This window comes from Sphingomonas sp. BRN-1R (assembly GCF_057748035.1).
Window position 1 is genome coordinate 105,327 of sequence record NZ_CM173236.1, and the last position, 23,749, is coordinate 129,075.

Annotated in this window: 21 protein-coding genes; 14 read left to right on the top strand and 7 right to left on the bottom strand. The window is 67.8% G+C overall.

Annotated elements, in window-relative coordinates; all coding sequences use genetic code 11:
- Both AC3ANX_RS00505 and AC3ANX_RS00510 read right to left on the bottom strand, forming a co-directional pair.
- Window positions 1-2,166 (bottom strand): transglycosylase domain-containing protein, encoded by a 2,166-nt coding sequence (locus AC3ANX_RS00505; protein ID WP_488335102.1) that lies wholly within the window; start codon window positions 2,164-2,166, stop codon window positions 1-3.
- Window positions 2,167-2,484: 318 nt separating this feature from the next.
- Window positions 2,485-3,354, bottom strand: coding sequence for a 3-hydroxyacyl-CoA dehydrogenase NAD-binding domain-containing protein (locus AC3ANX_RS00510; RefSeq protein WP_488335103.1), 870 nt, complete (start codon window positions 3,352-3,354; stop codon window positions 2,485-2,487).
- 89 nt (window positions 3,355-3,443) lie between these two features.
- Between AC3ANX_RS00510 and AC3ANX_RS00515 the strand changes: the two genes are divergently transcribed.
- Window positions 3,444-4,448, top strand: a complete 1,005-nt coding sequence (locus AC3ANX_RS00515; RefSeq protein WP_488335104.1) for a DUF1176 domain-containing protein — start codon at window positions 3,444-3,446, stop codon at window positions 4,446-4,448.
- A 6-nt stretch (window positions 4,449-4,454) separates the two neighbouring features.
- On the opposite strand, the gene AC3ANX_RS00520 is transcribed toward AC3ANX_RS00515, so the two are convergent.
- From AC3ANX_RS00520 to AC3ANX_RS00530, 3 genes are read right to left on the bottom strand one after another with little or no spacing between them, the layout of a single operon-like run.
- Window positions 4,455-5,402: an aldo/keto reductase gene (locus AC3ANX_RS00520; RefSeq protein ID WP_488335105.1), complete on the bottom strand. Its 948-nt coding sequence runs from the start codon at window positions 5,400-5,402 to the stop codon at window positions 4,455-4,457.
- Window positions 5,399-5,587: a hypothetical protein gene (locus AC3ANX_RS00525; protein ID WP_488335106.1), complete on the bottom strand. Its 189-nt coding sequence runs from the start codon at window positions 5,585-5,587 to the stop codon at window positions 5,399-5,401. Before AC3ANX_RS00525 ends, AC3ANX_RS00520 begins: the two co-directional genes overlap by 4 nt.
- Window positions 5,588-5,591: 4 nt before the next feature.
- Complete coding sequence (locus AC3ANX_RS00530) at window positions 5,592-5,876, bottom strand: hypothetical protein (RefSeq protein ID WP_488335107.1); 285 nt, start codon at window positions 5,874-5,876, stop codon at window positions 5,592-5,594.
- Window positions 5,877-6,011: 135 nt separating this feature from the next.
- Between AC3ANX_RS00530 and AC3ANX_RS00535 the strand changes: the two genes are divergently transcribed.
- The 7 genes from AC3ANX_RS00535 (at window position 6,012) to AC3ANX_RS00565 (ending at window position 15,562) form a co-directional block, all read left to right on the top strand.
- Complete coding sequence (locus tag AC3ANX_RS00535; protein WP_488335108.1) at window positions 6,012-6,980, top strand: ArsR/SmtB family transcription factor; 969 nt, start codon at window positions 6,012-6,014, stop codon at window positions 6,978-6,980.
- Window positions 6,977-7,918, top strand: coding sequence for a methylenetetrahydrofolate reductase [NAD(P)H] (gene metF, locus AC3ANX_RS00540; RefSeq protein WP_488335109.1), 942 nt, complete (start codon window positions 6,977-6,979; stop codon window positions 7,916-7,918). The genes AC3ANX_RS00535 and metF overlap by 4 nt, the downstream gene beginning before the upstream one ends.
- Before the next feature lie 116 nt (window positions 7,919-8,034).
- Window positions 8,035-9,081, top strand: coding sequence for a homocysteine S-methyltransferase family protein (locus tag AC3ANX_RS00545; RefSeq protein WP_488335110.1), 1,047 nt, complete (start codon window positions 8,035-8,037; stop codon window positions 9,079-9,081).
- 99 nt (window positions 9,082-9,180) lie between these two features.
- Complete coding sequence (gene metH, locus AC3ANX_RS00550; RefSeq protein WP_488335111.1) at window positions 9,181-11,853, top strand: methionine synthase; 2,673 nt, start codon at window positions 9,181-9,183, stop codon at window positions 11,851-11,853.
- 353 nt (window positions 11,854-12,206) lie between these two features.
- Complete coding sequence (zwf, locus tag AC3ANX_RS00555) at window positions 12,207-13,673, top strand: glucose-6-phosphate dehydrogenase (RefSeq protein WP_488335112.1); 1,467 nt, start codon at window positions 12,207-12,209, stop codon at window positions 13,671-13,673.
- 353 nt (window positions 13,674-14,026) lie between these two features.
- A complete protein-coding gene (locus tag AC3ANX_RS00560; protein WP_488335113.1) occupies window positions 14,027-14,956 on the top strand; it encodes a right-handed parallel beta-helix repeat-containing protein in 930 nt (309 codons plus the stop codon).
- A 69-nt stretch (window positions 14,957-15,025) separates the two neighbouring features.
- Window positions 15,026-15,562, top strand: coding sequence for a superoxide dismutase family protein (locus AC3ANX_RS00565; protein WP_488335114.1), 537 nt, complete (start codon window positions 15,026-15,028; stop codon window positions 15,560-15,562).
- 279 nt (window positions 15,563-15,841) lie between these two features.
- On the opposite strand, the gene ppc is transcribed toward AC3ANX_RS00565, so the two are convergent.
- Complete coding sequence (gene ppc, locus AC3ANX_RS00570) at window positions 15,842-18,514, bottom strand: phosphoenolpyruvate carboxylase (protein ID WP_488335115.1); 2,673 nt, start codon at window positions 18,512-18,514, stop codon at window positions 15,842-15,844.
- 109 nt (window positions 18,515-18,623) lie between these two features.
- On the opposite strand from ppc, the gene AC3ANX_RS00575 reads away from it, so the two are divergent.
- Window positions 18,624-18,926 carry a hypothetical protein gene (locus AC3ANX_RS00575; protein WP_488335116.1) on the top strand — a complete coding sequence of 101 codons (303 nt, stop codon included), beginning with the start codon at window positions 18,624-18,626 and terminating at the stop codon, window positions 18,924-18,926.
- 95 nt (window positions 18,927-19,021) lie between these two features.
- Here AC3ANX_RS00575 and AC3ANX_RS00580 read toward each other — a convergent pair whose 3' ends face one another.
- A complete protein-coding gene (locus AC3ANX_RS00580) occupies window positions 19,022-19,588 on the bottom strand; it encodes an HNH endonuclease (RefSeq protein ID WP_488335117.1) in 567 nt (188 codons plus the stop codon).
- Window positions 19,589-19,690: 102 nt separating this feature from the next.
- On the opposite strand from AC3ANX_RS00580, the gene gluQRS reads away from it, so the two are divergent.
- The 5 genes from gluQRS (at window position 19,691) to egtD (ending at window position 23,748) form a co-directional block, all read left to right on the top strand.
- Window positions 19,691-20,548, top strand: a complete 858-nt coding sequence (gene gluQRS / locus AC3ANX_RS00585; RefSeq protein ID WP_488335118.1) for a tRNA glutamyl-Q(34) synthetase GluQRS — start codon at window positions 19,691-19,693, stop codon at window positions 20,546-20,548.
- 97 nt (window positions 20,549-20,645) lie between these two features.
- The gene (locus tag AC3ANX_RS00590; protein WP_488335119.1) at window positions 20,646-20,882 is read left to right on the top strand and encodes a twin transmembrane helix small protein; all 237 of its coding nucleotides are present in this window, start codon (window positions 20,646-20,648) and stop codon (window positions 20,880-20,882) included.
- Window positions 20,883-20,884: 2 nt separating this feature from the next.
- Window positions 20,885-21,457 carry a cob(I)yrinic acid a,c-diamide adenosyltransferase gene (locus AC3ANX_RS00595; RefSeq protein WP_488335120.1) on the top strand — a complete coding sequence of 191 codons (573 nt, stop codon included), beginning with the start codon at window positions 20,885-20,887 and terminating at the stop codon, window positions 21,455-21,457.
- 54 nt (window positions 21,458-21,511) lie between these two features.
- Window positions 21,512-22,771 (top strand): ergothioneine biosynthesis protein EgtB, encoded by a 1,260-nt coding sequence (egtB, locus tag AC3ANX_RS00600; RefSeq protein WP_488335121.1) that lies wholly within the window; start codon window positions 21,512-21,514, stop codon window positions 22,769-22,771.
- Complete coding sequence (gene egtD / locus AC3ANX_RS00605) at window positions 22,771-23,748, top strand: L-histidine N(alpha)-methyltransferase (protein ID WP_488335122.1); 978 nt, start codon at window positions 22,771-22,773, stop codon at window positions 23,746-23,748. The genes egtB and egtD overlap by 1 nt, the downstream gene beginning before the upstream one ends.
- The last annotated feature ends 1 nt before the right edge of the window (window position 23,749 follow it).

The following is a 23,749-nucleotide window of genomic DNA, read 5'->3' on the forward strand; positions in this document are numbered from 1 at the left end:
CTATTGCTCGTCGTCGTCGCGCTCGACATCGGGCGGCGGCAGGCGGCGGCGGTCTTCGCGGTCGAAGCGGCGCTCGCGGTCGTCACGCTCGTCGTCGCCCTGCGGGCCGCCCAGCGAGATGCTGCCGTCCTGGCCGACATGAAGGTGCAGCCCCATGCCTTCGAGATCGCCGCCGGTCGGCAGGATTGTGTTGTCGCCATCGTCGAGCGCATCCGGGTCGACCGCGGCGGGGATCGCGTCGGGCGGCACCGCCGCGCTGACGCCGAGCGCCTGCGTCATGAACTCCCGCCACACGCGCGCCGGCACGCCGCCGCCCGACAGGCCGGGATTGGGGGTGTTGTCGTCGTTGCCGACCCACACGCCCACCACCAGATCGTCGGCGAAGCCCATGAACAGAGCATCGCGATTGTCCTGCGTGGTGCCGGTCTTGCCATAGGTCTTGATCGACAGCGCCGCGCGCCGCCCGGTGCCGGTCTCGGCCGAGGCGGAGAGCAGGTCGAGCATCTCCGAGCGTTCGGTCGGGGACAAAGCATGGGTGGCGCCGGTGATCGCATCATACCAGTGATGCTCCTCGGGCTCGGTTTCGAGGCCGTGCGGGCGCACCGGATAATGATCCGAGGCGACACCTGCATAGGCGGCGGTGAGTTCGAGCAGCGACACGGTCGAGGTGCCGAGCGCGATCGTCGCCTCGTTCGGGATCGGGGTGGAAATGCCGAGGTCGCGCGCGGCCTTGATGACATTGGCGACACCGACCTTCTGGATCAGCCGGGCGGCGACGACGTTGCTCGATTTGGCGAAGGCGCGACGCAGCGTGATCTGCCCCTCATAACGGCCGTCGCTGTTCTTGGGGCTCCAGTCGCCGATCGTGACGGGTTCGTCGGCGATCATCGTGTCGGGGGTCATGCCGGCGCGCATCGCGGCCAGATAGACGAACAGCTTGAACGCGGACCCCGGCTGGCGGCGCGCCTGCGTCGCGCGGTTGAACGGGCTCGCCGCGTAGTTCTTGCCGCCGACCATCGCGACCACGCGCCCGTCGGGACGCATCGCCACCAGCGCGACCTGCGCGGTCTTGAGGCCGGCGTGCGCGACCGCGCGTTCGGCGAGGCGTTGCAGGCGGCGGTCGAGCGTGGTGCGCACGGTGGTCTCTGCGGCGATCTCGCCCGCGCGGTCGCGCGCGGCGGGTAGCACCCAGTCGGCGAAATAGGTGCCGTCGGGTAACGGCTTGATCCGGTTGGCGGAGAGTCGCGCCGGGCCGATGTCGGCAGCGGTGTCGCGGCTGATGAACCCGCCCTCCGCCATCGCGCGCACCACCAGCTTCTGCCGCGCGCGCGCACCGGCGAGGTTGCCGGTCGGCGCGAGCCGCGACGGCGCCTTGACCAGCCCCGCCATCATCGCCGCCTGCGCGATCGACAGATCCTCGGGATCGCGGTTGAAGTAATGTTTCGCCGCTGCGCGCAGGCCATACACGTTGTCGCCGAAATAGACGTTGGAGAGGTAGCGCGACAGGATCTGGTCCTTTGTCAGCCACGCCTCCAGCCAGAAGGCGATCATCACCTCGCGGATTTTGCGCGCTGCGGTTCGGTCCGAATCGAGAAAGGCGTTCTTGGCGAGCTGCTGCGTGATGGTGCTGCCGCCTTCGCGCACGCCGCCGCCGCGCACGTTGTGGAACATCGCGCGCAGGATGCCGCGCGGATCTACGCCCCAATGCGAGCGGAAACGGCGATCCTCGATCGCGATGAAGGCGTTGGTGACGTTTTTGGGCAGTTTCGCGGCATCGACCGGCGCACCGATGATCGCGCCGCGCCGCGCGATCGGGCTGTTATCCTCGGCAAGCAGCGTCACGCTCGGCGGCAGCGGTGGCTGGAGCGATTTCGACAGCGGCGCGGTGACGGCGAGCCAGCCGACCAGCAGCACGAAGATCACGATCAGCGCGGCGAGCCCGCGCAGGAACCACCGGCCATAAGCGATGCGGCGGCGCGGCCGCTCATCGTCCGGGCGATGGCCGCCGGAGCCGAGCCGATCGCCATACCGATCGGCTTCGGGATCGTAATCATCGTCGCGCACACGCGCATCATAGGGGCGCGGGGCGTCGCGCGGGGGCAGGCGGCCAGTCAGCTCGAACGGCGTGTCACCATCCTCGTCCCGTCCGAAGGGGAAATGCCGCATGCTCACTCCGCTCGGCCCGAAACGCGGCCGCGATGTGTGTTACCGTAATATATCACGGTGAGCAAGATCGACGGGGTGGGCATGGCGGCACGCCTACCACCGCGCGCGCGACGGCGCGAGTACGGGATGACCCTGCACCGAAAGAGCACATGCCACCATACCGCCGTTCGTCCCGAGCGAAGTCGAGGGACATGGCTAAAGCGCAGGTGTCTCGACTTTGGCCCAACGGGCCAAAGTTTATCCTGAGCGGCTGGCTTGCCAGCCCGTCGAAGGGCTCGACACGAACGGGTGGGGCCGTTCGCGCTCGGAGCGTAAACGTCAGCGCGTCGGCACCGGCTCCGCGCCCGTGTAATCGTAGAAGCCGCGCTTGGTCTTGCGGCCGAACCAGCCCGCCTCGACATATTTGACCAGCAGCGGCGCGGGGCGGAACTTGGGATCGCCGGTGCCGCTGTGGAGCACGCGCAGGATCTCGAGGCAGGTGTCGAGCCCGATGAAATCGGCAAGCGTCAGCGGTCCCATCGGCTGGTTGAGGCCGAGCGTGCAGCCAAGATCGATGTCGCGCACCCCCGCCACGCCCTCGCCGAGCGCGAAGCACGCCTCGTTGAGCATCGGCATCAGCACGCGGTTGACGATGAAGCCCGGCGCGTCGTTGGCGTGCACCACCTGCTTGCCGAGCGCCTGCGCGAACGCCTCGACCGTCGCGACCGTCGCGTCGGCGGTGGCGAGGCCGCGAATCAGCTCGATCAGCCCCATCACCGGCACCGGATTGAAGAAATGCACCCCGACGAAGCGCGCCGGATCGGGCGAGGCCTGCGCCAGCCGCGTGATCGGGATCGAGGAGGTGTTCGACGCGAGGATCGCTTGGCCGCCCAGCACCTTGCCGACATCGGCGAAGATCGCGCGCTTGATCTCCTCGCGCTCGGTCGCCGCCTCGATCACGAGTCCGCAGTCTGCCATTGCGGTGACGCCGCCGACCGGCTCGATCAAGCCGAGCGCCGTGTCGCGCGCCTCTGCCGTGATCTTCTCCTTCGAAACGGCGCGGTCGAGCTGTTTGGCGATGCCCGCCTTGCCCGCCTCGGCACGCTCCTGCGAGACGTCGCTCAGCAGCACGCGGTAGCCGGCTTGCGCGGATACCTGCGCGATCCCCGCGCCCATCTGGCCTGCGCCGATCACACCCACTGCTTGCATCGCCCGGTCCTTTGCCTAAGAAACTCGCCGCCGGGAGCTTTAGCGGCATCTCGCCGATCCGCCAGCCGCCATGAAGGGGCCTGTAACCGATGTTTCCTCTCGCGCTTCTGCTTGCGGCGGCGCTTCCAGCCAAGGCGATCCCCGTGAAGCCCGGCCCGTTCGCCACCTTCGGCGATTGGGCGGTGGCCTGCGACAATGCGCGGCGCTGCGCGCTCACCACGCTCGATCCCGAAGACGGCGCAGCGCCGAGCGAGGTGTTCACCGTGATGCGCGAGGCCGGCCCGACCGGACGCTGGAAGCTGTGGCTGACCGCGCGCACCGACGAGGACCCCTTCGCGATTGAGATCGGCGGCGTGCAGATCGGTGGCCCGTTCCGCGCCACGCCCGACGGCGCGACGATCGAGGGGCCGACCGCGCGCGACATCGCCGCGGCGCTACCCGGCGCGCGGCGTATCGCAGTGGTGGACGGCACCGGCCGCGACCTGGCGCGCCTCTCGGCCGACGGGCTCGACGATGCGTTGCGCTATATGGACGGCGTGCAGGGGCGAACCGGCACCGTCACCGCCGCGATCGCGCGCGGCAAGACGCCTGCCAGCGCGGTGCCCCCCGCGCCCGAGCTGCCGATCGTGGCTGTGGCGCGCCCGAGCGGGCACGCGCCGACGCTCGGCTCGGCCAGGGTGAAGGCGCTGCAACGCCGCGCGAAATGCCCGCTCACGCGCGGTACGGCCAAGGCGCAGATCCATTCGCTCGACAAGACGCGCAACGTCGCGCTGGTGCCGTGCCGCACCACCGGCGACAACCCGACCGAGGCTGTGTATCTGATCGACAACAAGGGCCACGTCCGGCTCGCCCGGCTCGACGCGACACCCGGCCTCACCGGCTGGACCCGCGTGCCGCGCGTCACCAACGGCAGCTATGCGAACGGTTCGCTCTACAGCTATGCCCGCAAGTCGCGCGAGGGCGATTGCGGCGTGTCGCAGCATTATTTGTGGGATGGCGACCAGTTCCGATTGATCGAGCAGGCACAGATGGACGTGTGCCGCGGCAACATCACCTTCCTCAACACCTGGCGGGTGCGGCTGAAGGTGAAATAGCCGCGCTTAGGCACCCGCATTGGTGAGCCGGTCGAGCTGGTCGGCGCTCAGCACCAGCCGCGTCGCGCCGAGCAGATCCTCGAGCTGTGCCACGCTGGTCGCGCTGGCGATCGGCGCGGTCACGCCGGGTTGCGCCGCCAGCCACGCCAGCGCGATCTGCGCGAGGCTGGCGCCGGTCTCCGCCGCGACCGCGTCCATCGCGGCAAGCACGCCCGCTTTCTGCGCGATCAGCTCGCCCATGCCACCGCCGCGCACGCTCTGCTTCACATCCTCGGCCTTGCGGTATTTGCCGGTGAGAAAGCCCGAGGCGAGGCCATAATAGGGCAACACGCCGATATTGTTCTCGACGCAATAGTCCTGAAGCTGGCCTTCGAAATGATGGCGATTGACGAGGTTGTATTCGGGCTGGAGCACCTGGAAGTGCGGGATGCCGGCGTGGCGCGCCGCGTCGACCGACGCCTTCAATCGTCCGGCATGGTAATTGGACGCACCGAGCGCGCGCACCTTGCCGGCCTTGACCAGCGACGCGAATGCCTCCGTCAGCGCGTCGAGCGGCACCTCGGGATCGTCCTTGTGCGCATAGTAGAGGTCGATCGTGTCGACGCCGAGCCGCTTGAGCGAGGCGTCGCAGCCCGCGACGATCGCTTCCGGCGACAGCGGCGACCCGCTTTCGGCCGGCAGCATGCCGACCTTGGTGGCGATCAGCACGCGTTCACGCTTGCCCGACGTCTTGAGCCATTCGCCGATGATCGTTTCCGATTCGCCACCCTGATGGCCGGGCACCCAGCTCGAATACATGTCGGCGGTGTCGATCATCGTGCCGCCGCCGTCCGCGAACGCATCGAGCACCGCGAAGCTGGCGGCGCGATCGGCGGTCCAGCCGAACACGTTGCCGCCGAGTACGAGCGGCAGGATGTGGAGATCGGTCGCTCCCAGGCGGCGGAGTTCGGTCATTGATTGTCCTGATGATTGTCGTCGACGACGATCGCGGCATTGGCATCGACGCTGTTGGCGTCGAGCATCATCGCCGCGTCGTTGAGCTGTTGCGCCTCCCCGCCGGTCAGCGCGCCGGGGGTCGTGTTCGACCCGCAGGCGGCGAGCGCCAGCGGCAGCGCGAGCGCGGCGAGGAAACGGTTCAAAGGATCAGTCCTCGATCTCGTTGCCGGCTGCCTTCAGCGCCTGGCCGGTCTTGTCCTTGGCCTTGTCGGCGGCGTTGCCGATCGCGTCGCCGGCATTGTCCATCGTCGCCTCGGCCGATCCGAACGCCTTGTCGGCGGCGGATTCGGTGCTGTTTGCGGCGGTCTGCATCGTCGCATTGGCGTCGGCGGCGACCGTGGTCGCGGCCTGCGAGGTCTCGTCCTGCGCCTTCTGGCTGCACGCGGCGAGGGCGGCGGTCGCGGCAAGCGCGAGGAGGATGGTCTTCTTCATGGCGCGCGAACTCCCGGTGATACGCTGAGGCGAGGATTATCGAAGCCGCACAACGCACGCAATCGCACGATGGGTCCGCAATCCGCGAGAGTGCGATTGACCGCATATAAAGATATCTTTATATCTGATCCCGACATGACGATCGCCCTCGACATCTTCCGCGCGCTTGCCGACGGGACGCGCCTGCGCATCCTTGCGCTGCTGCGCTCGATGGAGCTGTCGGTGGGCGAACTCGCGCAGGTGCTCGGCCAAAGCCAGCCGCGGGTCAGCCGCCACGTCAAGATCCTCTGCGATGCGGGCCTTGCCGAACGGCGCAAGGAAGGAAGCTGGGTGTTCGTCGCGCTGGGGGCGGCCGATCGGGTCGCGCCGGTGGCGGACGCGCTCGACGCCTGGGGGCAGCTGGAGGCGGATCACTGGGCGACCGCCGATGCGGCGCGGCTGGCGGCGGTGCGCGCCGACCGCGCGGCCTCGGCGGCGCAGTGGTTCGAGGCGAATGCGCGCGAATGGGATGCGATCCGCTCGCTCCACATCGCCGAGGAACAGGTCGAGGCGGCGATCGGCGCGGTACTGGGCGAGAAGAAGGTCGGCCAGTTGATCGACATCGGCACCGGCACCGGGCGCATGCTCGAACTGTTTGCAGGGCATGCCGAACAGGCGCTGGGGATCGACCGCAGCTCGGAAATGCTTCGCCTCGCACGCGCGAAACTGTCGAGCCACGGCGTCGACAATGCCGAACTGCGCCAGGCCGATCTCTACGCGCTGCCGCTCGGCGACGGCGCGGCCGATCTCGCCATCGTCCACCACGTCCTGCATTTCGCGCAGCAGCCCGGCGCGGCGATCGCCGAAGCCGCGCGCGTGCTTGGCGCGGGCGGGCGGCTGCTGATCGCCGATTTTGCGCCGCACGATTGCGAGGAGTTGCGCACGCGCGACGCGCATACCCGGCTCGGCTTTTCGGACGAGCAGATGACGACATGGTTCGCCGCCGCCGGCCTTGCGCCGGAGCGGATCGAGACGCTGGAAGGCGGCGAACTGACGGTGAAACTCTGGCTGGCGCGCAAACGCGCTGCGGCCGAACAGACGGTGCATGAGGTGAAGGCGGCATGACGATTTCGGTTTCGCAGCTCGAGGAGGCGCGCCGCGCGCTGGAGGCGCCGCTGTTCGCCGACGTGGCGGGCGACACCGCCGTGTCGTTCGAATTCTTTCCCCCCAAGACGCCCAAGATGGAGGAAGCGTTGTGGGAGACGGTGAAGACGCTCGAGCCGTTCGCGCCGCAGTTCGTCTCCGTCACTTATGGTGCTGGCGGTTCGACGCGTGAGCGCACCCACGCCACCGTCGCGCGCATCCAGGCGGAGACGAGCATGCCCGCCGCCGCGCACCTCACCTGCGTCGAAGCCTCGAAGGGTGAGATCGACGAGATTGCCGATGCTTATTGGCAGGCGGGCGTGCGCCACATCGTCGCCTTGCGCGGCGATGCGCCGGGCGCGGACGGGTTCGTGCCGCATCCCGATGGCTACACCAACGCCGCCGATCTGGTGGCGGGGTTGAAGCGGCTGCACCCGTTCGAGATTTCGGTCGCGGCCTATCCCGAATGCCACCCCGATTCGGGCGGGGTGTCGGACGATCTCGACAACCTCAAGCGCAAGATTGACGCGGGCGCGACGCGCGGCATCACGCAGTTCTTCTTCCAGCCCGAGACGTTCTTCCGCTTCCGCGATGCGGCGGTGGCGGCGGGGATTAACGCGGAGATGGTGCCGGGGATCATGCCCGTCACCAATTTCGCCAGCATCGTGAAGATGTCCAAGATGTGCGGCACCGAGGTGCCGGCGTGGCTCGGCCGGCTATTCGAGGGGCTGGAGGATCACGCCACCGCGCGCCAGCTGATCGCCGCGACGCTCGCCGCCGAACTGTGCCGCAAGCTGTATGCGGGCGATGTGCGCGCGCTGCATTTCTACACGCTCAACCGCGCCGAACTGAGCTTCGCGATCTGCCACCTGCTCGGCCTGCGCGCGAAGGCGCCGGTGCAAGCTGCGGTGGCGGCATAACCATTCCCCTCCCGCTTGCGGGAGGGGCTAGGGGAGGGCCTGTCCACGAACGGCGTTCCTCATGACAGACCCTCCCCCGACCCCTCCCGCAAGCGGGAGGGGAGAAGGAAAAGACGATGACCCCACGTGAATCCCTGCTCGCCGAGGCCGCCAAGCGCATCCTCATCACCGACGGCGCGTTCGGCACCGAGATCCAGAACTGGAAGCTGAGCGAGGCGGATTACGCCGGCTCGCTCGGCCTCGCGAAGGACCAGAAGGGCAATAACGACATCCTCGCGCTGTCGAAACCGGAAGTGCCCGAGACGATCCACCGCGCCTATTTCGAAGCGGGCGCGGACATCGCCGAGACCAACACCTTCTCCGCCAACGTCATCAGCCAGGCCGATTACGGTGCGGAGGCGCTGGTCAAGGATATCAACATCCAGAGCGCGCAACTTGCGCGCCGCATCGCCGACGAATATCAGGCACGCGATGGTCGCCCGCGCTTCGTGGCCGGCGCGATCGGGCCGACCAACAAGACGCTGTCGCTCTCGCCCGACGTCAACGATCCGGGTTTCCGCGAGATCGACTTCGATTACCTGAAGGACGTGTACCGCGAGCAGACCGACGCGCTGCTCGAAGGCGGCGCAGACTTCATCCTGATCGAGACGGTGTTCGACACCCTCAACGCAAAGGCCGGCATCATGGCCGCGATCGAAGCGGGCGATGCGCTGGGGCGCGACGTGCCGATCATGCTGTCGATGACGCTCACCGATCTGTCCGGGCGCAACCTGTCAGGCCATACGGTCGAGGCGTTCTGGCACGCGGTGCGCCATGCCAAGCCGGTGACGATCGGGCTGAACTGTTCGTTCGGCGCGGAGCAGTTGCGGCCGCACGTCAAGACGCTCAGCGGAATCGCCGATACGCTCATCATGGTCTATCCGAATGCCGGCCTGCCCAACGAACTCGGCGCCTATGACGAGCTGCCCGAGACGACCGCCGGCTTGGTGAAGGAATGGGCCGATCAGGGGCAGGTCAACATCCTCGGCGGCTGCTGCGGATCGACGCCGGCGCATATCGCCGCGATCGCCAAGTCGGTGGCGGGTCTGCCGCCGCGCGCGCTGCCGAAGCCGCCGGTGGTGACGCGGCTGGCGGGGCTGGAGCCGATGACGATGGCGGGGTAAACACCTGCCGTCACCCCGGCGAAAGCCGGGTCTCTCGCGGCAGAGCGCCCGCCAAGTTATTGAAAGACCCCAGCGTGCGCTGGGGTGACGCTTTGGGAAATGTCCGTGACCAACCTCTCCACCACCTTCGTCAATATCGGCGAACGCACCAACGTCACCGGCTCGGCGCGTTTCAAGAAGCTCATCATGGCGGGCGATTACCCCGCCGCGATCGAGGTGGCGCGCCAGCAGGTCGAATCGGGCGCGCAGGTGCTCGACGTCAACATGGACGAGGGGCTGCTCGACGCCGAGCATGCCATGACGACGTTCCTCAAGCTGATCGCCGCCGAGCCGGATATCGCGCGCATCCCGTTCATGGTCGATTCATCGAAATGGTCGGTGATCGAGGCGGGGCTGAAGTGCGTCTCGGGCAAGCCGATCGTCAATTCGATCAGCATGAAGGAGGGCGAGGAGAAGTTCCTCCACGAGGCCAAGCGCTGCATGGCGTATGGTGCCGCCGTGGTGGTGATGGCGTTCGACGAGGCGGGCCAGGCCGACACGCAGGCGCGGAAAATCGAGATCTGCGAGCGCGCGTACAACGTGCTGATGACGATCGGCTTCCCGCCCGAGGACATCATCTTCGACGCCAATATCTTCGCGGTGGCGACCGGCATCGAGGAGCATAACAATTACGGTGTCGACTTCATCGAGGCGGTGAAGGAGATCAAGGCGCGCTGCCCGCACGTCCACTTCTCGGGCGGGCTTTCCAACCTGTCGTTCAGCTTCCGCGGCAACGAGCCGGTGCGCCGCGCGATGCACTCGGTGTTCCTGTACCATGCGATCCCGGCGGGGCTGGATATGGCGATCGTCAACGCCGGGCAGCTCGACATCTACGACGATATCGACCCCGAACTGCGCGAGGCGTGCGAGGACGTCATCCTCAATCGCCCGCAGCGCAAGCCCGACGAGACGCCGACCGAACGGCTGATCGCGCTCGCCGAGAAGTTTCGCGGCACCGATGCGGTGGCGGAGAAGGCGGCGGAGGAATGGCGCGGCTGGCCGGTCAACAAGCGGCTCGAACATGCGCTGGTCAAGGGCATCGACATGTATGTGGTCGATGATACCGAGGAATGCCGCCAGATGTTCGCGAGGCCCATCGAGGTGATCGAGGGCCCGCTGATGGACGGGATGAACGTGGTCGGCGACCTGTTCGGATCGGGCAAGATGTTCCTGCCGCAGGTGGTAAAGTCGGCGCGCGTGATGAAGAAGGCGGTGGCGCATCTGCTCCCCTTCATCGAGGCGGCGAAGGAGCCCGGCGCGCGCGGCAAGGGCAAGATCATCATGGCGACCGTCAAGGGCGACGTGCACGATATCGGCAAGAACATCGTCGGCGTCGTGCTCCAGTGCAACGGCTTCGACGTGGTCGACATGGGCGTGATGGTGCCGTGGAGCGACATCCTCAAGGCCGCCAACGAGAACGACGCGGACATGATCGGCCTGTCCGGCCTGATCACACCCTCGCTCGACGAGATGGTGACGGTGGCGGAGGAGATGAAACGCGCCGGCTTCACCATGCCGCTGCTGATCGGCGGGGCGACCACCTCCAAGGTGCACACCGCGCTGCGGATCGCGCCCGCCTATGACGGTCCGGTCGTGCATGTGCTCGACGCCAGCCGCGCGGTCGGTGTCGCCTCGACGCTGGTGAGCGATACGCAGAAGCAGGCCTTCGTCACCAAGACGGCGGAGGATTACGAGGCGGTGCGGATTGCGCGCGCCAACAAGGGCAACAACGATCTGCTCCCGCTCGCCAAGGCGCGCGAGAATGCGTTCGTGGCGGACATGGCGCTCAAGCCTGCCGCCCCCGCAAAGCCCGGCGTACATGTGTTCCGCGACTGGGATTTGAACGATCTGCGCGAGGTGATCGACTGGACGCCGTTCTTCCGCGCGTGGGAACTGGCCGGCAATTTCCCCGCGATCCTCGACGATCCGATCGTCGGCGAAAGCGCGCGCTCGCTCTATGCCGATGCGCAGAAGATGCTCGACCGGATCATCGAAGAGAAGTGGCTCACCGCGCGCGGCGTCGCCGGGCTGTGGGTGTGCGCGCGCCACGAAGACGACGTGATCGTCGACACCAAGGGCGACTTCAACGCCGACGAGCTGATCGGGCTCGACATGCTCAATCTGGTCGACGGCACCGACGTGTTCCGCCTGCCGATGCTGCGCCAGCAGATCGCCAAGCGCGAGGGCCGCGCCAATATGTGCCTGGCCGACTTCATCGATACCAAGGGCGACTGGATCGGCGGGTTCGCGGTGTCGATCCATGGCATCGAGCCGCATCTCGCCAAGTTCAAGGCGGCGATCGACGATTATTCGGACATCCTGCTCAAGGCGCTGGCCGACCGTCTCGCCGAGGCGTTCGCGGAACGGCTCCACCAGCACGTTCGACAGGAGCTGTGGGGCTATGCGCCCGACGAGCAGCTCACCAACGAAGCGCTGATCCGCGAGCAATATCGCGGCATCCGCCCGGCGCCGGGTTATCCGGCCTGCCCCGAGCACAGCCTCAAGACGATGCTGTTCAAGATGCTCGACGCGCACCACGCCACCGGCGCGACGCTGACCGAGAGCTTCGCGATGCTGCCGACCGCGGCGGTGTCGGGCTTCTACTTCGGCCATCCGCAGGCGGAATATTTCGGCGTCGCGCGGATCGGCGAGGATCAGGTGGTGGATTACGCCGCGCGGCGTGGAGTCGATCTCGATACGGCGAAGCGCTGGCTGCGGCCAAATCTCGATTGAGGCTTGGCGGGTGCGTGGGGCACGCACTTCGACACGCTCAGTGCGAACGGACGTTTGGGTTGGAGGTCATCAACACACAAGCCGTTCGTGCTGAGCCTGTCGAAGCACCTGTCCCAAGTGCCTAGCGCTGACCGCACGAACGCCCCCCAATCGTCACCCCAGCGAAAGCTGGGGTCTCCCGGTGAAACGCGGCGTGCCAGCCCGGAGAGATCCCAGCTTCCGCTGCGATGACGTATGTGGCGGATTCACCGGCAATCCTTCGCACCACACACGGAACCACCGCTCCCGAAACCGGTTGACCCGCCGTCGTGCACTCGCCCATTGGCCCCGCACTGCGCATGGAGGTTCTGGCGATGTCGAAAGCGTCTCTCTCGGTTGGTCCAAAATTCCCGCAGGTGGTGGTGTTGATCGGCGCGACCGGCGATCTGTCGCGCAGGAAGCTGCTGCCCGGGCTGTTCCACCTCATCGCCGAGGGGTTCATCCCCGACTGTCGCATCATCGGCATGTCGCTCGACGAGATGGACGCTGATGCGTTCCGCAGCTTCGCGCGTGCCGCTTTGGACGAGTTCGGCACACGCCCGGTCAACGATGCCGAATGGGGTGCGTTCGCGGGGCTGCTCGATTATCTGCCGATCGCCGCCGGGCCGGAGAAATTGCGCGAAGTGGTGCTTGCCGCCGAGCAGAGCCTCGGCACCGAAAGCCGCCGCCTGCATTATCTGAGCGTGCCGCCCAATGCCGCGCTGTCGAGCGCGCGGATGCTGGGGCAGGCCGGATTGATCGAGCGGTCGCGCGTGGTGATGGAGAAGCCGTTCGGCGTCGATCTCGCCAGCGCGGTCGACTTGAACGCCAAGCTGCACGAGATCTTCGCGGAGGAGCAGATCTTCCGCATCGACCATTTCCTCGGCAAGGAGCCGGCGCAGAACATCCTCGCCTTCCGCTTCGCCAACGGCCTGTTCGAGCCGATCTGGAACCGCAACTTCATCGATCATGTGCAGATCGACGTTCCCGAGACGCTGGGTCTGGGCAAGCGCATCGGCTTCTACGAAAGCACCGGCGCGTTCCGTGACATGGTGGTGACGCACCTGTTCCAGATCCTCGGCTTCATGGCGATGGAGCCGCCGACCGCGCTCGAACCCGGCCCGATCAGCGAAGAGAAGAACAAGGTGTTCCGCTCGATGCTGCCGCTCGACCCGCGCGATGTCGTGCGTGGCCAGTACGTCGGCTATCGCAGCGAGGAGGGCGTCGATCCCGAGTCCGATACCGAGACCTTCATCGCGCTGAAGTGCCAGATCGACAACTGGCGCTGGGCGGGGGTGCCCTTCTACCTGCGCACCGGCAAGAAGCTGGCGGAGGGGCAACGCATCATCTCGATCGCATTCCGCGAGCCGCCCAAGAGCATGTTCCCGGCCGGATCGGGCGTCGGTTCGCAGGGGCCGGATCACCTCACCTTCGATCTTGCCGACGCGTCGCGCGTGTCGCTGTCCTTCTACGGCAAGCGGCCCGGGCCGGGGATGCGGCTCGACAAGCTGTCGATGCAGTTCGCGCTTCAGGAGACCGGGCGAATCGGCGAGGTGCTGGAGGCGTACGAGCGGCTGATCCTCGATGCGATGCGCGGCGACCGTACGCTGTTCACCACCGCCGAGGGTATCGAGAGCCTGTGGCAGGCCTCGACCCCGCTGCTGGAGAACCCGCCGCCGGTGCGGCTGTACGAGCCGGGCTCGTGGGGGCCGAAGTCGATCCACCAGCTTATCGCGCCGCATGCGTGGCGGTTGCCGTTCGAGCGCGCGTGGCGGGGCGGGGATACGTCGGCGGAGAAGTAGGGGCGTTTTGCCCCGCACCCACCCTGCGCAACCTCGCCGTTCGTCCCGAGTAGCTGTCGAGTAGCCCGAAGGGCGTATCGAGACAGCGTATCGAAGGACAGGTTCCGCGCTGGGCCTGTGCCTCGATACGCCGCCTCGATACGGAGCTGCGGTCCTACTCGGTGGCTACTCGGCACGAACGGAGGGGGCAAAGCCCGGGCCGTTCGCCCTGAACGCTGCACTCGGAATGCGTGCTTTGACTTCGTTCGCCACGAACGGTGGAGGGCGAAAGGCCGGCCACGCGGTTAACCCTCTATTCGCCTTCACAAGCCGCGCGCGCACGCGCATCTCCCGCCCAAAGGGAGTCCGTCTCGATGCGCACCATCCTCGCCCTCAGCCTGCTCGCGCTCGCCGCGCCCGTTGCCGCCCAATCCAGCGGTGCGCCGTTCACCGTGCAGGGCGGCCAGAGCTTCGGCCGGCTCGACGAGGCGCTGATGGCGATCCGCGGGCAGGATGCCACCATCGTGATCGCGCCTGGCACGTACCACGAATGCGCGATCCAGCAGGCCGGGCACATCACCTTCAAGGCGGCGGTGCCGGGGCAGGTGATCTTCGAGCAGACCGCGTGCGAGGGCAAGGCGGCGCTGGTGCTGCGCGGGGCGGGCTCGACCGTCGACGGCATCGTCTTCCGGGGCTTCCGTGTCGGGGACGGCAATGGTGCCGGCATTCGCATCGAGACCGGTGCGCTAACCGTGCGGAATTCCATGTTCCTCGACAGTCAGGAGGGCATCCTCGGCGGCTCGGGCGAGGCCATGCCGATCACGATCGACCACACCACCTTCGCGGGCCTCGGCCAGTGCGATGAATCCCCAAGCTGCGCGCATTCGATCTATCTGGAGACCAAGGGGCTCGTCACCGTCACCAACTCGCGGTTCGAGCGTGGGCGCGGCGGGCATTACATCAAGGTGCGGGGCCCGCGGGTTTCGATCACCAACAACAGCTTCGACGATACCGCCGGGCACAAGACCAACTACATGATCGACCTGCCCAATGGTTCGACCGGGCTGATCGCCGGCAACACTTTCGTGCAGGGCCACGACAAGGAGAATTGGACCGGCTTCATCGTCGTCGCCGCCGAGGTGCGCGAACAGAGCGCCGCCGGGCTGCGCGTCGAGGGCAACACCGCCAGCCTCGCGCCGGGCGAGACGCGCAGCCCCGCGTTCGTGGCGGATTACAGCCACGAGCGGCTCGCGATCGGCAACAACACGCTCGGCAAGGGCGTGCGCGCGTTCGAGACGCGCTGACCGCAAGACGTTCCCTTGTGCGCGTGGCGTGATCGCGGCTAGTCTGCCGTGCAACAGGGAGACTTTCGCATGCGGATCGGTATCGTCACGGCCGGCCTCGCCGCCACGCTCGCGCTGGCGGCGTGCGACAAGAGCAAGACCGAACTCGGCACGCCGACGCCGGGCGGCGCGCGCGCGGTCGCGATGCTGCACACCGCCGACGGTGCCGAGGTCGGCCGCGCCAGCGCCACCGAAGTATCGGGCGGCCTGCGCATCACCGTCGACGCGAAGGGGCTGCCGCTGGGCACGCACGGCGCGCACATCCACACCACCGGCCAATGCACCGGCCCCGACTTCGCGAGCGCAGGCGGCCACTGGAACCCGACCGCGCAGAAGCATGGTTCGATGAACCCGCAGGGGCCGCACGAGGGCGACCTCCCCAACCTCGTGATCGGCGCGGACGGGCGCGGCACGATCGGCGTGACGGTGCCGGGCGCGACGATGGCGGGGCTGCTCGATGCCGACGGCTCGGCGCTGGTGGTGCATGCCAAGCCCGACGATCTGATGACCGATCCGTCGGGGAACAGCGGCGGGCGTGTGGCGTGCGGGGTGTTTGCGGCGAGTTGAGTTTGGCTGGGGGCTACGCTCCGACACTCGCCCTGAGCGAAGTCGAAAGGGAAAGCTCCGCGCGCAAAAAGGCCGTCGGCAAGCGCAAAGCCGTCGCCGCGCCCACTGACCTCCGTTCATCCCGAGCGTAGTCGAGGGACATGCGCGCGCTTTGCCACCACACAGGCCCCGCCGCGGCAAAGCCGCGTCGTCGGTCGGCGCTGTAGCGCCGCCGGCCGGGCACGCCTCCGGCTGCCGCCGGGCTTGTGATTAGCTACGCTAATCTTTCGCGCGGCGTGCCTAGCCTGAGTTCCTCAACGCCGTCGCGATCGCGTTGATCGACAGCAAAATTCCCTGTCCGACCCGCTCGTCCTCCTCACCCGCGCGGCGGCGCTTGATGAGTTCGATCTGGAGCATGTTGAGCGGCTCGATATACGGCAGGCGCAGCCGGATCGACGCATCCAGCGCGGGGTGTTTCTCCAGCAGGTGCGATTGCCCGGTCGCCGCGAGCAGCGAGTCATACGTCATCTGCCAGCCGTCGCGGATGCGCGGGAAGATTGCCTGCGCCATCGCACGGTCCTCGACCAGCTCGGCGTAGCGCTCGGCCAGCCCCATGTCGGACTTGGCCATCACCTGCTCCATATTGCCGAGCATCGCCGCGAAGAACGGCCAGCTCTGCGCCATCTCGACCAGCAGCCCCTTGTCTTCGAAGCCGCTGAGCGCGTTGCCGACGCCGTACCAGCCCGGCAGCATCACGCGCGCCTGCGCCCAGCTGAACACCCAGGGGATCGCGCGCAGATCCTCGATCCGGTCGGATTTGGTGCGGCTGGCGGGCCGCGAGCCGATGTTCAGCCCGGCGATCTCGGTCAGCGGCGTCATCTGGCGGAAGAAGGTGCGGAACCCTTCCGTGCCATAGACGAGATCGCGGTAGGCGGTGAACGCCGCGTCCGAGATGCGGTCCATCGCGGCCGAGAAGCGCGCCTGATCGGCGGGCGAGATCGGATCGGGTTCGAGCGTCGCGAGCAACGTCGCCGACGTCATCGCCTCGAGGTTGATCATCGCACTCTCGCGCGTGCCGTATTTGCCCGCGATCACCTCGCCCTGTTCGGTGATGCGGATGCGGCCCTGCACGGTGCCGGTCGGCTGCGCGCGGATCGCCGCGAACGACGAACCGCCACCGCGCCCGACCGCGCCGCCGCGCCCGTGGAACAATTGCATGCCGACGCCGGCCTGTTCAAACACCGCCTTCAGCGCGGTCGACGCCTTGGACAGCGACCATGTCGAGGTGAGATAGCCACCGTCCTTGTTCGAATCCGAATAGCCGATCATCACTTCCTGATAGCCGCGCGCCCGTGTGATCGCGCCGGCTTCGGGCAGCGCGAACCATTCGGCCATGATCGCTGGCGCGGCCTCGAGATCGCCGATCGTCTCGAACAGCGGCACCGCCATGATCGCGGCGGTCGGCGTGTCGCCGGGGCGGTAGAGCCCGACCTCCTTCAACAGCACGTTGATTTCGAGCAGGTCCGACACCGATTGCGCCATCGAAACGATATAGTTGGTGATGCACGCCGGCCCGTATTTGGCATGCGCCTCGGCCGCCGCGCGCACGATGGCCAGTTCGCTTTGCGTCTCGTCCGAATAGGCAGCGAATGGGCTGGTGAGCGGGCGCGCGTTCGATAGCTCGTGGCGCAGCAGCGACACGCGCTGCGATTCGTCGAGCGCGAGGTAATCCGCCTCGACCCCCGCCACCTTGAGCAGTTCCGCCACCACACGTTCGTGCACCGCGCTGTTCTGGCGCATGTCGAGCGTGGCGAGGTGGAAGCCGAACGTCTCGACCGCGCGGATCAGCCGGCCGAGCGCGCCTCCGCTCGACAGCGCGCCCGAGCCGCCGTCGCGCAACGCCCGCGCGATCGCGACCAGATCGGCGCGGAACGCCTGCGGATCGGCATAGGGCTCGCCCTTGACCGACGCCGGGCGCGGCGCGGGCTTGCCGGTGAGCGTGAGGTGCGTCGCCGCCAGCCGCGCATAGACGCCGGTGATCGCGCGGCGATACGGCTCGTCGCTGCGGCTGAGCGCGGCGTCGCCGCTCGCCTCCGCCAGCGCCTGTACCGAATCGGCGACACTGGCAAGGTCGCTCGAAATCGACAGTTCGGCGCCGAGCCCGCTCAGCGCCTCCAGATAATAGCCGATCACCGCCGCGCACGATGTGCCGAGCGCGGTGCGCAGCGAGTCGGCGGTGACGAACGGATTGCCGTCGCGGTCGCCGCCGATCCAGCTACCGGGGCGCAGGAAGCTCGGCGCGCGTTCGCCCAGCGCCCGGTCCCAGCGCTGGTACAGCGCGGGCAGCGTGGGGAGGAACACGTCGCGCAGATAGCTGAGGGCGGTCTCGACCTCGTCGGTGACGTAGAGCCGCTCGCGCCGCAGCACGCGCGTCTGCCACAGCAACGCAATCTGGCGGTAGATCGCCTCATCGACGTCATCCCCATCGGGCGTCTCGGCGAGTCCGGCGTCCTTCAACGCCATGAGTTCGGCGATGCGGTTGCGGTGGTCGATCATCGACTTGCGGCGCACCTCGGTCGGGTGCGCGGTCAGCACCGGTACGATCAGCGCGTGGCCGAGCAGCGCCATCACCTGCGGCTTGTCGATCCCCTCCGCCTCCAGCCGGGCGAGCGCGGAGGCGACGTCCGCGCCCTTCTCGGCGGTGACGCCGTGGCGATCCTCGGCGAGGTTGGCGAGCATCGAGAACAGCATGAAGCCACGCACGAAATCGAGCGTCTCGTCGAGGCTGAGACTGCCGAGCCCGAGATCGACCTCGCCGCCGGCCACGCCGCGATGCCGGTCGACCGAGGCGGCGCGGATATACTCGGTGCGCTTGAACAGCAATTCGCCGCCATAAGCGCGGATCACGTCGCCGAGCATCTTGCCCAGGAAACGCACGTCGGGATTGTTCGCAATCGAGGGGAGGTCAGCCATGCCCGCGATGCTGCAACGCGGAAGGAGCAGGGTCAATGCTGATCGACCATCTTGCCGCCACGTTCGTGGCCGACGCTCGCGCGTGTCGGGGAGCGGGAGAGCGGCGGCGATGCTCGATTGGACGGCGATGTTCCTGCAAGCGGCAACCTTGCCCGACGTGCCGCCGGCCGCGCCCCCCGCGCGCACCAGCGTCGTGCCCGCGCCCTGTCCCGCGCAGCCGAGCGAAGACATCGTGGTGTGCGGCCGCCGCGACGCGCAGGAGGCGTATCGGCTGCGCTCGACGCCGGAGCGCTATGCCGAGGATCGCCAGTTCCGGCTCAAGCTGCCCGGCGGCAGCGAGATCACCCCGCATGCCGATCAGGGCCGGTTCGGCGACCTTCAGGCCAAGGTGACGCTCAAGGTGCCGTTCTGACCGGATCGTCGCCCCGGCACAGGCCGGGGCCGCTTCACGTGGGGTACCGGGCTCACCCAGCAACGCAACGGCCCCGGCCTTCGCCGGGGCGACGGTCAAGCCTCCAGCTCGACGTCCCAATACAGCCAGTCGCGCCAGGTCGCGTGGAGGAAGTTGGGTGGAAAGCGCCGGCCATGCTCCTGCAACTGCCAGCTCGTCGGGCGGATCGCCTCAATGTGGAGCGGCATGCCCGCCTGTTTGGGGGTGCGCCCGCCCTTTTTGAGGTTGCACGGCGCGCAGGCGGTGGCGACGTTCTCCCACGTCGTGCGGCCGCCCTGCGCGCGCGGGATGATATGGTCGAAGGTGAGGTCGCGCCCGGTGCCGCAATATTGGCATTCGAACTTGTCGCGCAGGAACAGGTTGAACCGCGTGAACGCCGGAAACGCGCTCGGCCGCACATATTGCTTGAGCGCTATGACCGAGGGCAGTTTCACCTTCGCGGTCGGGCTGCGCACCTCGCGCTCGTATTCGGCGACGATATCGACGCGGTCGAGGAACACCGCCTTGATCGCGGTCTGCCACGGCCAGATGCTCAAGGGATAATAGCTGAGCGGCGTATAGTCAGCGTTCAGCACCAGCGCCGGGCAACTGTCCGGGTGGCGGATCAAGTCGGGATGATACACTTGCGCGTTCCCCTCGCTTCCTTGTGCGGCAATCGCCCACTAGGATGACGGGGTGATGACAGCACAGCGCGCGACTCGCGGTCAAGGGCCGGCACGGATTTGATGACCGTCACCCGCTTCGCCCCCAGCCCGACCGGGCTGCTCCACCTCGGCCACGCCTGTTCCGCGATCCGCGCGCACGACCGCGCGCGGGAGGACGGCGGGCGGTTTTTGCTGCGGATCGAGGATATCGACGGCACGCGCAGCCGGCCCGCGTTCATCGCCGCGATCGAGGACGATCTGCGCTGGCTCGGGCTCGGGTGGGATGGTCCGGTGGTGCGGCAGTCGGCCCGGCTCGACGCCTATGCGCAGGCGCTCGACGGGTTACGCGGGATGGGGCTGCTCTACCCATGCTTCTGCACGCGCGCGGAGATCGCCGCGAGCGTGTCGGCGCCGCATGGCGGGCCGGAGGGCGCGCTCTACCCGGGCACCTGCCGGCGGCTTTCCGCTGCCGAGGTCGCGGCGCGGATCGCGGAGCCGCATTGCTGGCGGCTCGACATGGCGGCGGCGGTGGCGCGCGCCGGGCGGCTCGCCTGGTACGACGAGATCGCCGGCGTAGTCGAGGCCGCTCCACAGGCACATGGCGACGTCGTGCTCGCGCGCAAGGATGCCCCGGCGAGCTACCACCTGGCGGTGACGGTGGACGATGCTTGGCAGGAGGTGACGCTGATCGTGCGCGGCGCGGACCTGTTCGCCGCCACCGACGTCCACCGGCTGCTCCAGGCGCTGCTCGCCTTGCCGACACCGCGCTATCACCACCACGCGCTGCTCACAGGCGCTGACGGCAAGCGCCTCGCCAAGCGCGATGGCGCGCCGACGCTGGCGGCTTTGCGCGAGGCGGGGATGGACGGGGCGCGTGTCGCCGCCGATCTGCGCGCCGCACGCATCGTCGCCCCGGCGGAGGCCGGGGCCGCTGTGTAACCGGGCGAAACGCTCGAACCACGCGCAACGGCCCCGGCCTGCGCCGGGGCGACGGCTCCCCATTGGCATTGCCGCCGCGAGCGCCTAGATTAGCGGAATGAGCACATTCCTGTTCCTGCTTCTGATCGCCGCGATGATCGCGGTGGTGGTCGTGCTCGTGCGGGGGCTCGCGGTGTTCCTGCTCAACGCCAGCGCCGAGGCGCGCAGCGGCGAAACCGGGCCGAGCGAGTCGTCGATCAAGTCGAACAAGATGATGCAATACCGCATCTTCTTTCAGGCGATCGCGATCTTCATCATCGTGCTGATCCTCGTCATCGGCGGCAGCAAGAGCTGACGTTGGTCAAGCTCAACAAGATCTACACGCGCACCGGCGACGGCGGCACGACCGGGCTGGTCGACGGGTCGCGCGTGTCCAAGGCCGATTCGCGCATGGCCGCGATCGGCGACGTCGATGAGGCGAACAGCGCGATCGGGCTCGCCGTCGTCTCGCTCGGCGGAGCCGAACCGTCGGCGGCGCTGTTGCGCATCCAGAACGACCTGTTCGATCTCGGCGCCGATCTCGCCACCCCGGGCGAGGATTTCGCGCCGTCCGACATGACGCTGCGCATCGTGCCCGCGCAGGTGACATGGCTGGAGGAGCAGATCGACGCGCTGAACGCCGATCTTTCGCCGCTCACCAGCTTCATCCTGCCCGGCGGCAGCGCGGGCGGCGGGGCGCTGCATCTCGCCCGTGCGATCGTGCGCCGCGCCGAACGGACGGCGGTCGCAGCCGGCGAGCATGTCGCGCTCAACCCCCAGGCGCTCAGCTATCTCAACCGCTTATCCGATTTCCTGTTCGTCGCCAGTCGTTACGTGAACAAAACGGCAGGTGGCGACGTTTTGTGGGTGCCGGGCCACTCGCGCGCATAGCCGCCCCGGTCAGCCGTTGACACGCATGGTGTCGCGGCTGATAAGGAGAACATCATGAGAACGCGTCTCGGCCTGTCCCCCTCTCCCGAGGCGCTTTCCGCACGCTTCGACGCCGTCCGTCGGCTGAGCGTCGCGCTGGTCGCGCCGCTGTCGGATGCGGACGCGACGGTGCAGTCGATGGAGGATGCGTCCCCCGCCAAATGGCACCTCGCGCATACGACATGGTTCTTCGAGACGTTCGTGCTGCGCGATTTCGTCGCCGGCTACCAGCGGTATGATGAGCGGTATCCGTTCCTGTTCAACAGCTATTACGAGGCGGAAGGCCGCCGCCACAGCCGCGCACGACGCGGCATGGTGACGCGGCCGACGCTTGATGAGGTGCTGGGTTACCGCGCGCATGTCGATGCTGCGATCGACGCGGCGTTGCCCGGTCTCGCGCACGACGCACGCGAGCTAATCCGGCTGGGGTGCCATCACGAGGAGCAGCATCAGGAGTTGCTCCTCACCGACATTCTCCACCTCATGTCCGAAAACCCGCTCGAACCGGCGATCTGGCCGGGCGCGCGGAAGGTGCCGGTCGAGATGCCGGGGCCGATCGGCTGGATCGAGCGCGCCGGCGGCATCGCCGAGATCGGGCATGACGATCCGCATTTCGCCTTCGATTGCGAGGGGCCACGCCACGGCGCGCTGCTCACCCCGCATGCGCTTGCCGATCGCACCATCACCAACGGCGAATGGGCGGCGTTCATCGCCGATGGCGGCTATGCCGATCCGCGCCACTGGCTGTCGGACGGCTGGGCATGGGTCAAGGCGAATGCGATCGACGCGCCGCTCTATTGGGAACGGCGCGAAGGCGTGTGGACGCGCTTCGGGCTCGACGGGCGTCGCCCGATCGACCCGGCCGCGCCGGTCACGCACGTCAGCCTCTACGAAGCCGACGCCTATGCGAGCTGGGCGGGCGCGCGGCTGCCGACCGAGTTCGAGTGGGAAGCGGCGGCGGCCGGGTACGATGCTGACAGCGGCAACCAGTTCGACGTCGCCGGCCCGGTCGAGCCGCGCCCGTCGGCGGGCGGTCCGGCCTTCTACGGCGACGTATGGGAATGGACCGGCAGCGCGTTCCGCCCCTATCCGGGGTTCCGCCCGGTCGAGGGCGCGGTCGGCGAGTATAACGGCAAGTTCATGAGCGGGCAGTTCGTGCTGCGCGGCGGATCGTGCGCCACGCCGCGTGGGCATGCGCGCGCGAGCTACCGCAATTTCTTCTATCCGCACCAGCGCTGGCAGTTCACCGGCGTGCGGCTGGCAAAGGATCTCTGATGCTCAAGCCCGAAATCGAAGATGGTCAGGCCAGCCTCGCCGACCCCGCCTTCCGTGCCGACGTGCTGCGCGGATTCGAGATGCGCCCGCGCGCGATCCCCGCGCGCTGGTTCTACGACCGGCGGGGTTCCGAACTGTTCGAAGCGATCACCGATTTGCCCGAATATTACCCGACCCGCACCGAAACCGCGATCCTGCGCACCATCGCGCCCGAAGTGGCGCGGATCGCCGGGCCGGGTCGCGCGTTGGTCGAATTCGGATCGGGCTCGTCGACCAAGACGCCGATCGTGCTCGGCGCGGTGAGCCCGTCGGCCTATGTGCCGATCGACATTTCGGGCGATTTCCTGCGCGATTCCTCCGCAACGCTCGCCAGCGCGTTTCCGGGCCTCGCGGTGCTGCCGGTCGAGGGCGATTTCATGAAGCCGATCGCGCTGCCCGGCCAAATCGCGGACGCGTCCAAGCTCGGCTTCTTCCCGGGCTCGACGATCGGCAACATGGTGCCGCATTCCTCGGTCGATCTGCTGCGCGCGATGAAGGCGTCGCTTGGAGAAGGCGCGATGCTGCTGATCGGCATGGACCGGATCAAGGACGAAGCCGTGCTCACCGCCGCCTATGACGATGCCGCCGGGGTGACGGCGGCGTTCAACCTCAACCTGCTCGAACGCATCAACCGCGAACTCGGCGGCACGCTTCCGGTGGATCGCTTCCGCCACGTCGCGCGGTGGAACGACGATCGCGCGCGGATCGAGATGCATCTCGAAGCGCTGGAGGATCTCGATTTCACCATCGAGGGCCGGCCGTTCGCGATCGCCAAGGGCGAGACGATCCACACCGAGAACAGCCACAAATATGGCGCGCGTGATGCGCGCGTCCTGCTGCGCGCGGGCGGCTGGACGCCGATCGCCGAGTGGACCGATGACGAGGGCAAGTTCGCGGTGATCCTCGCCGAAGCGCAGCCGAGCCGGCTCGCGCCCTAGG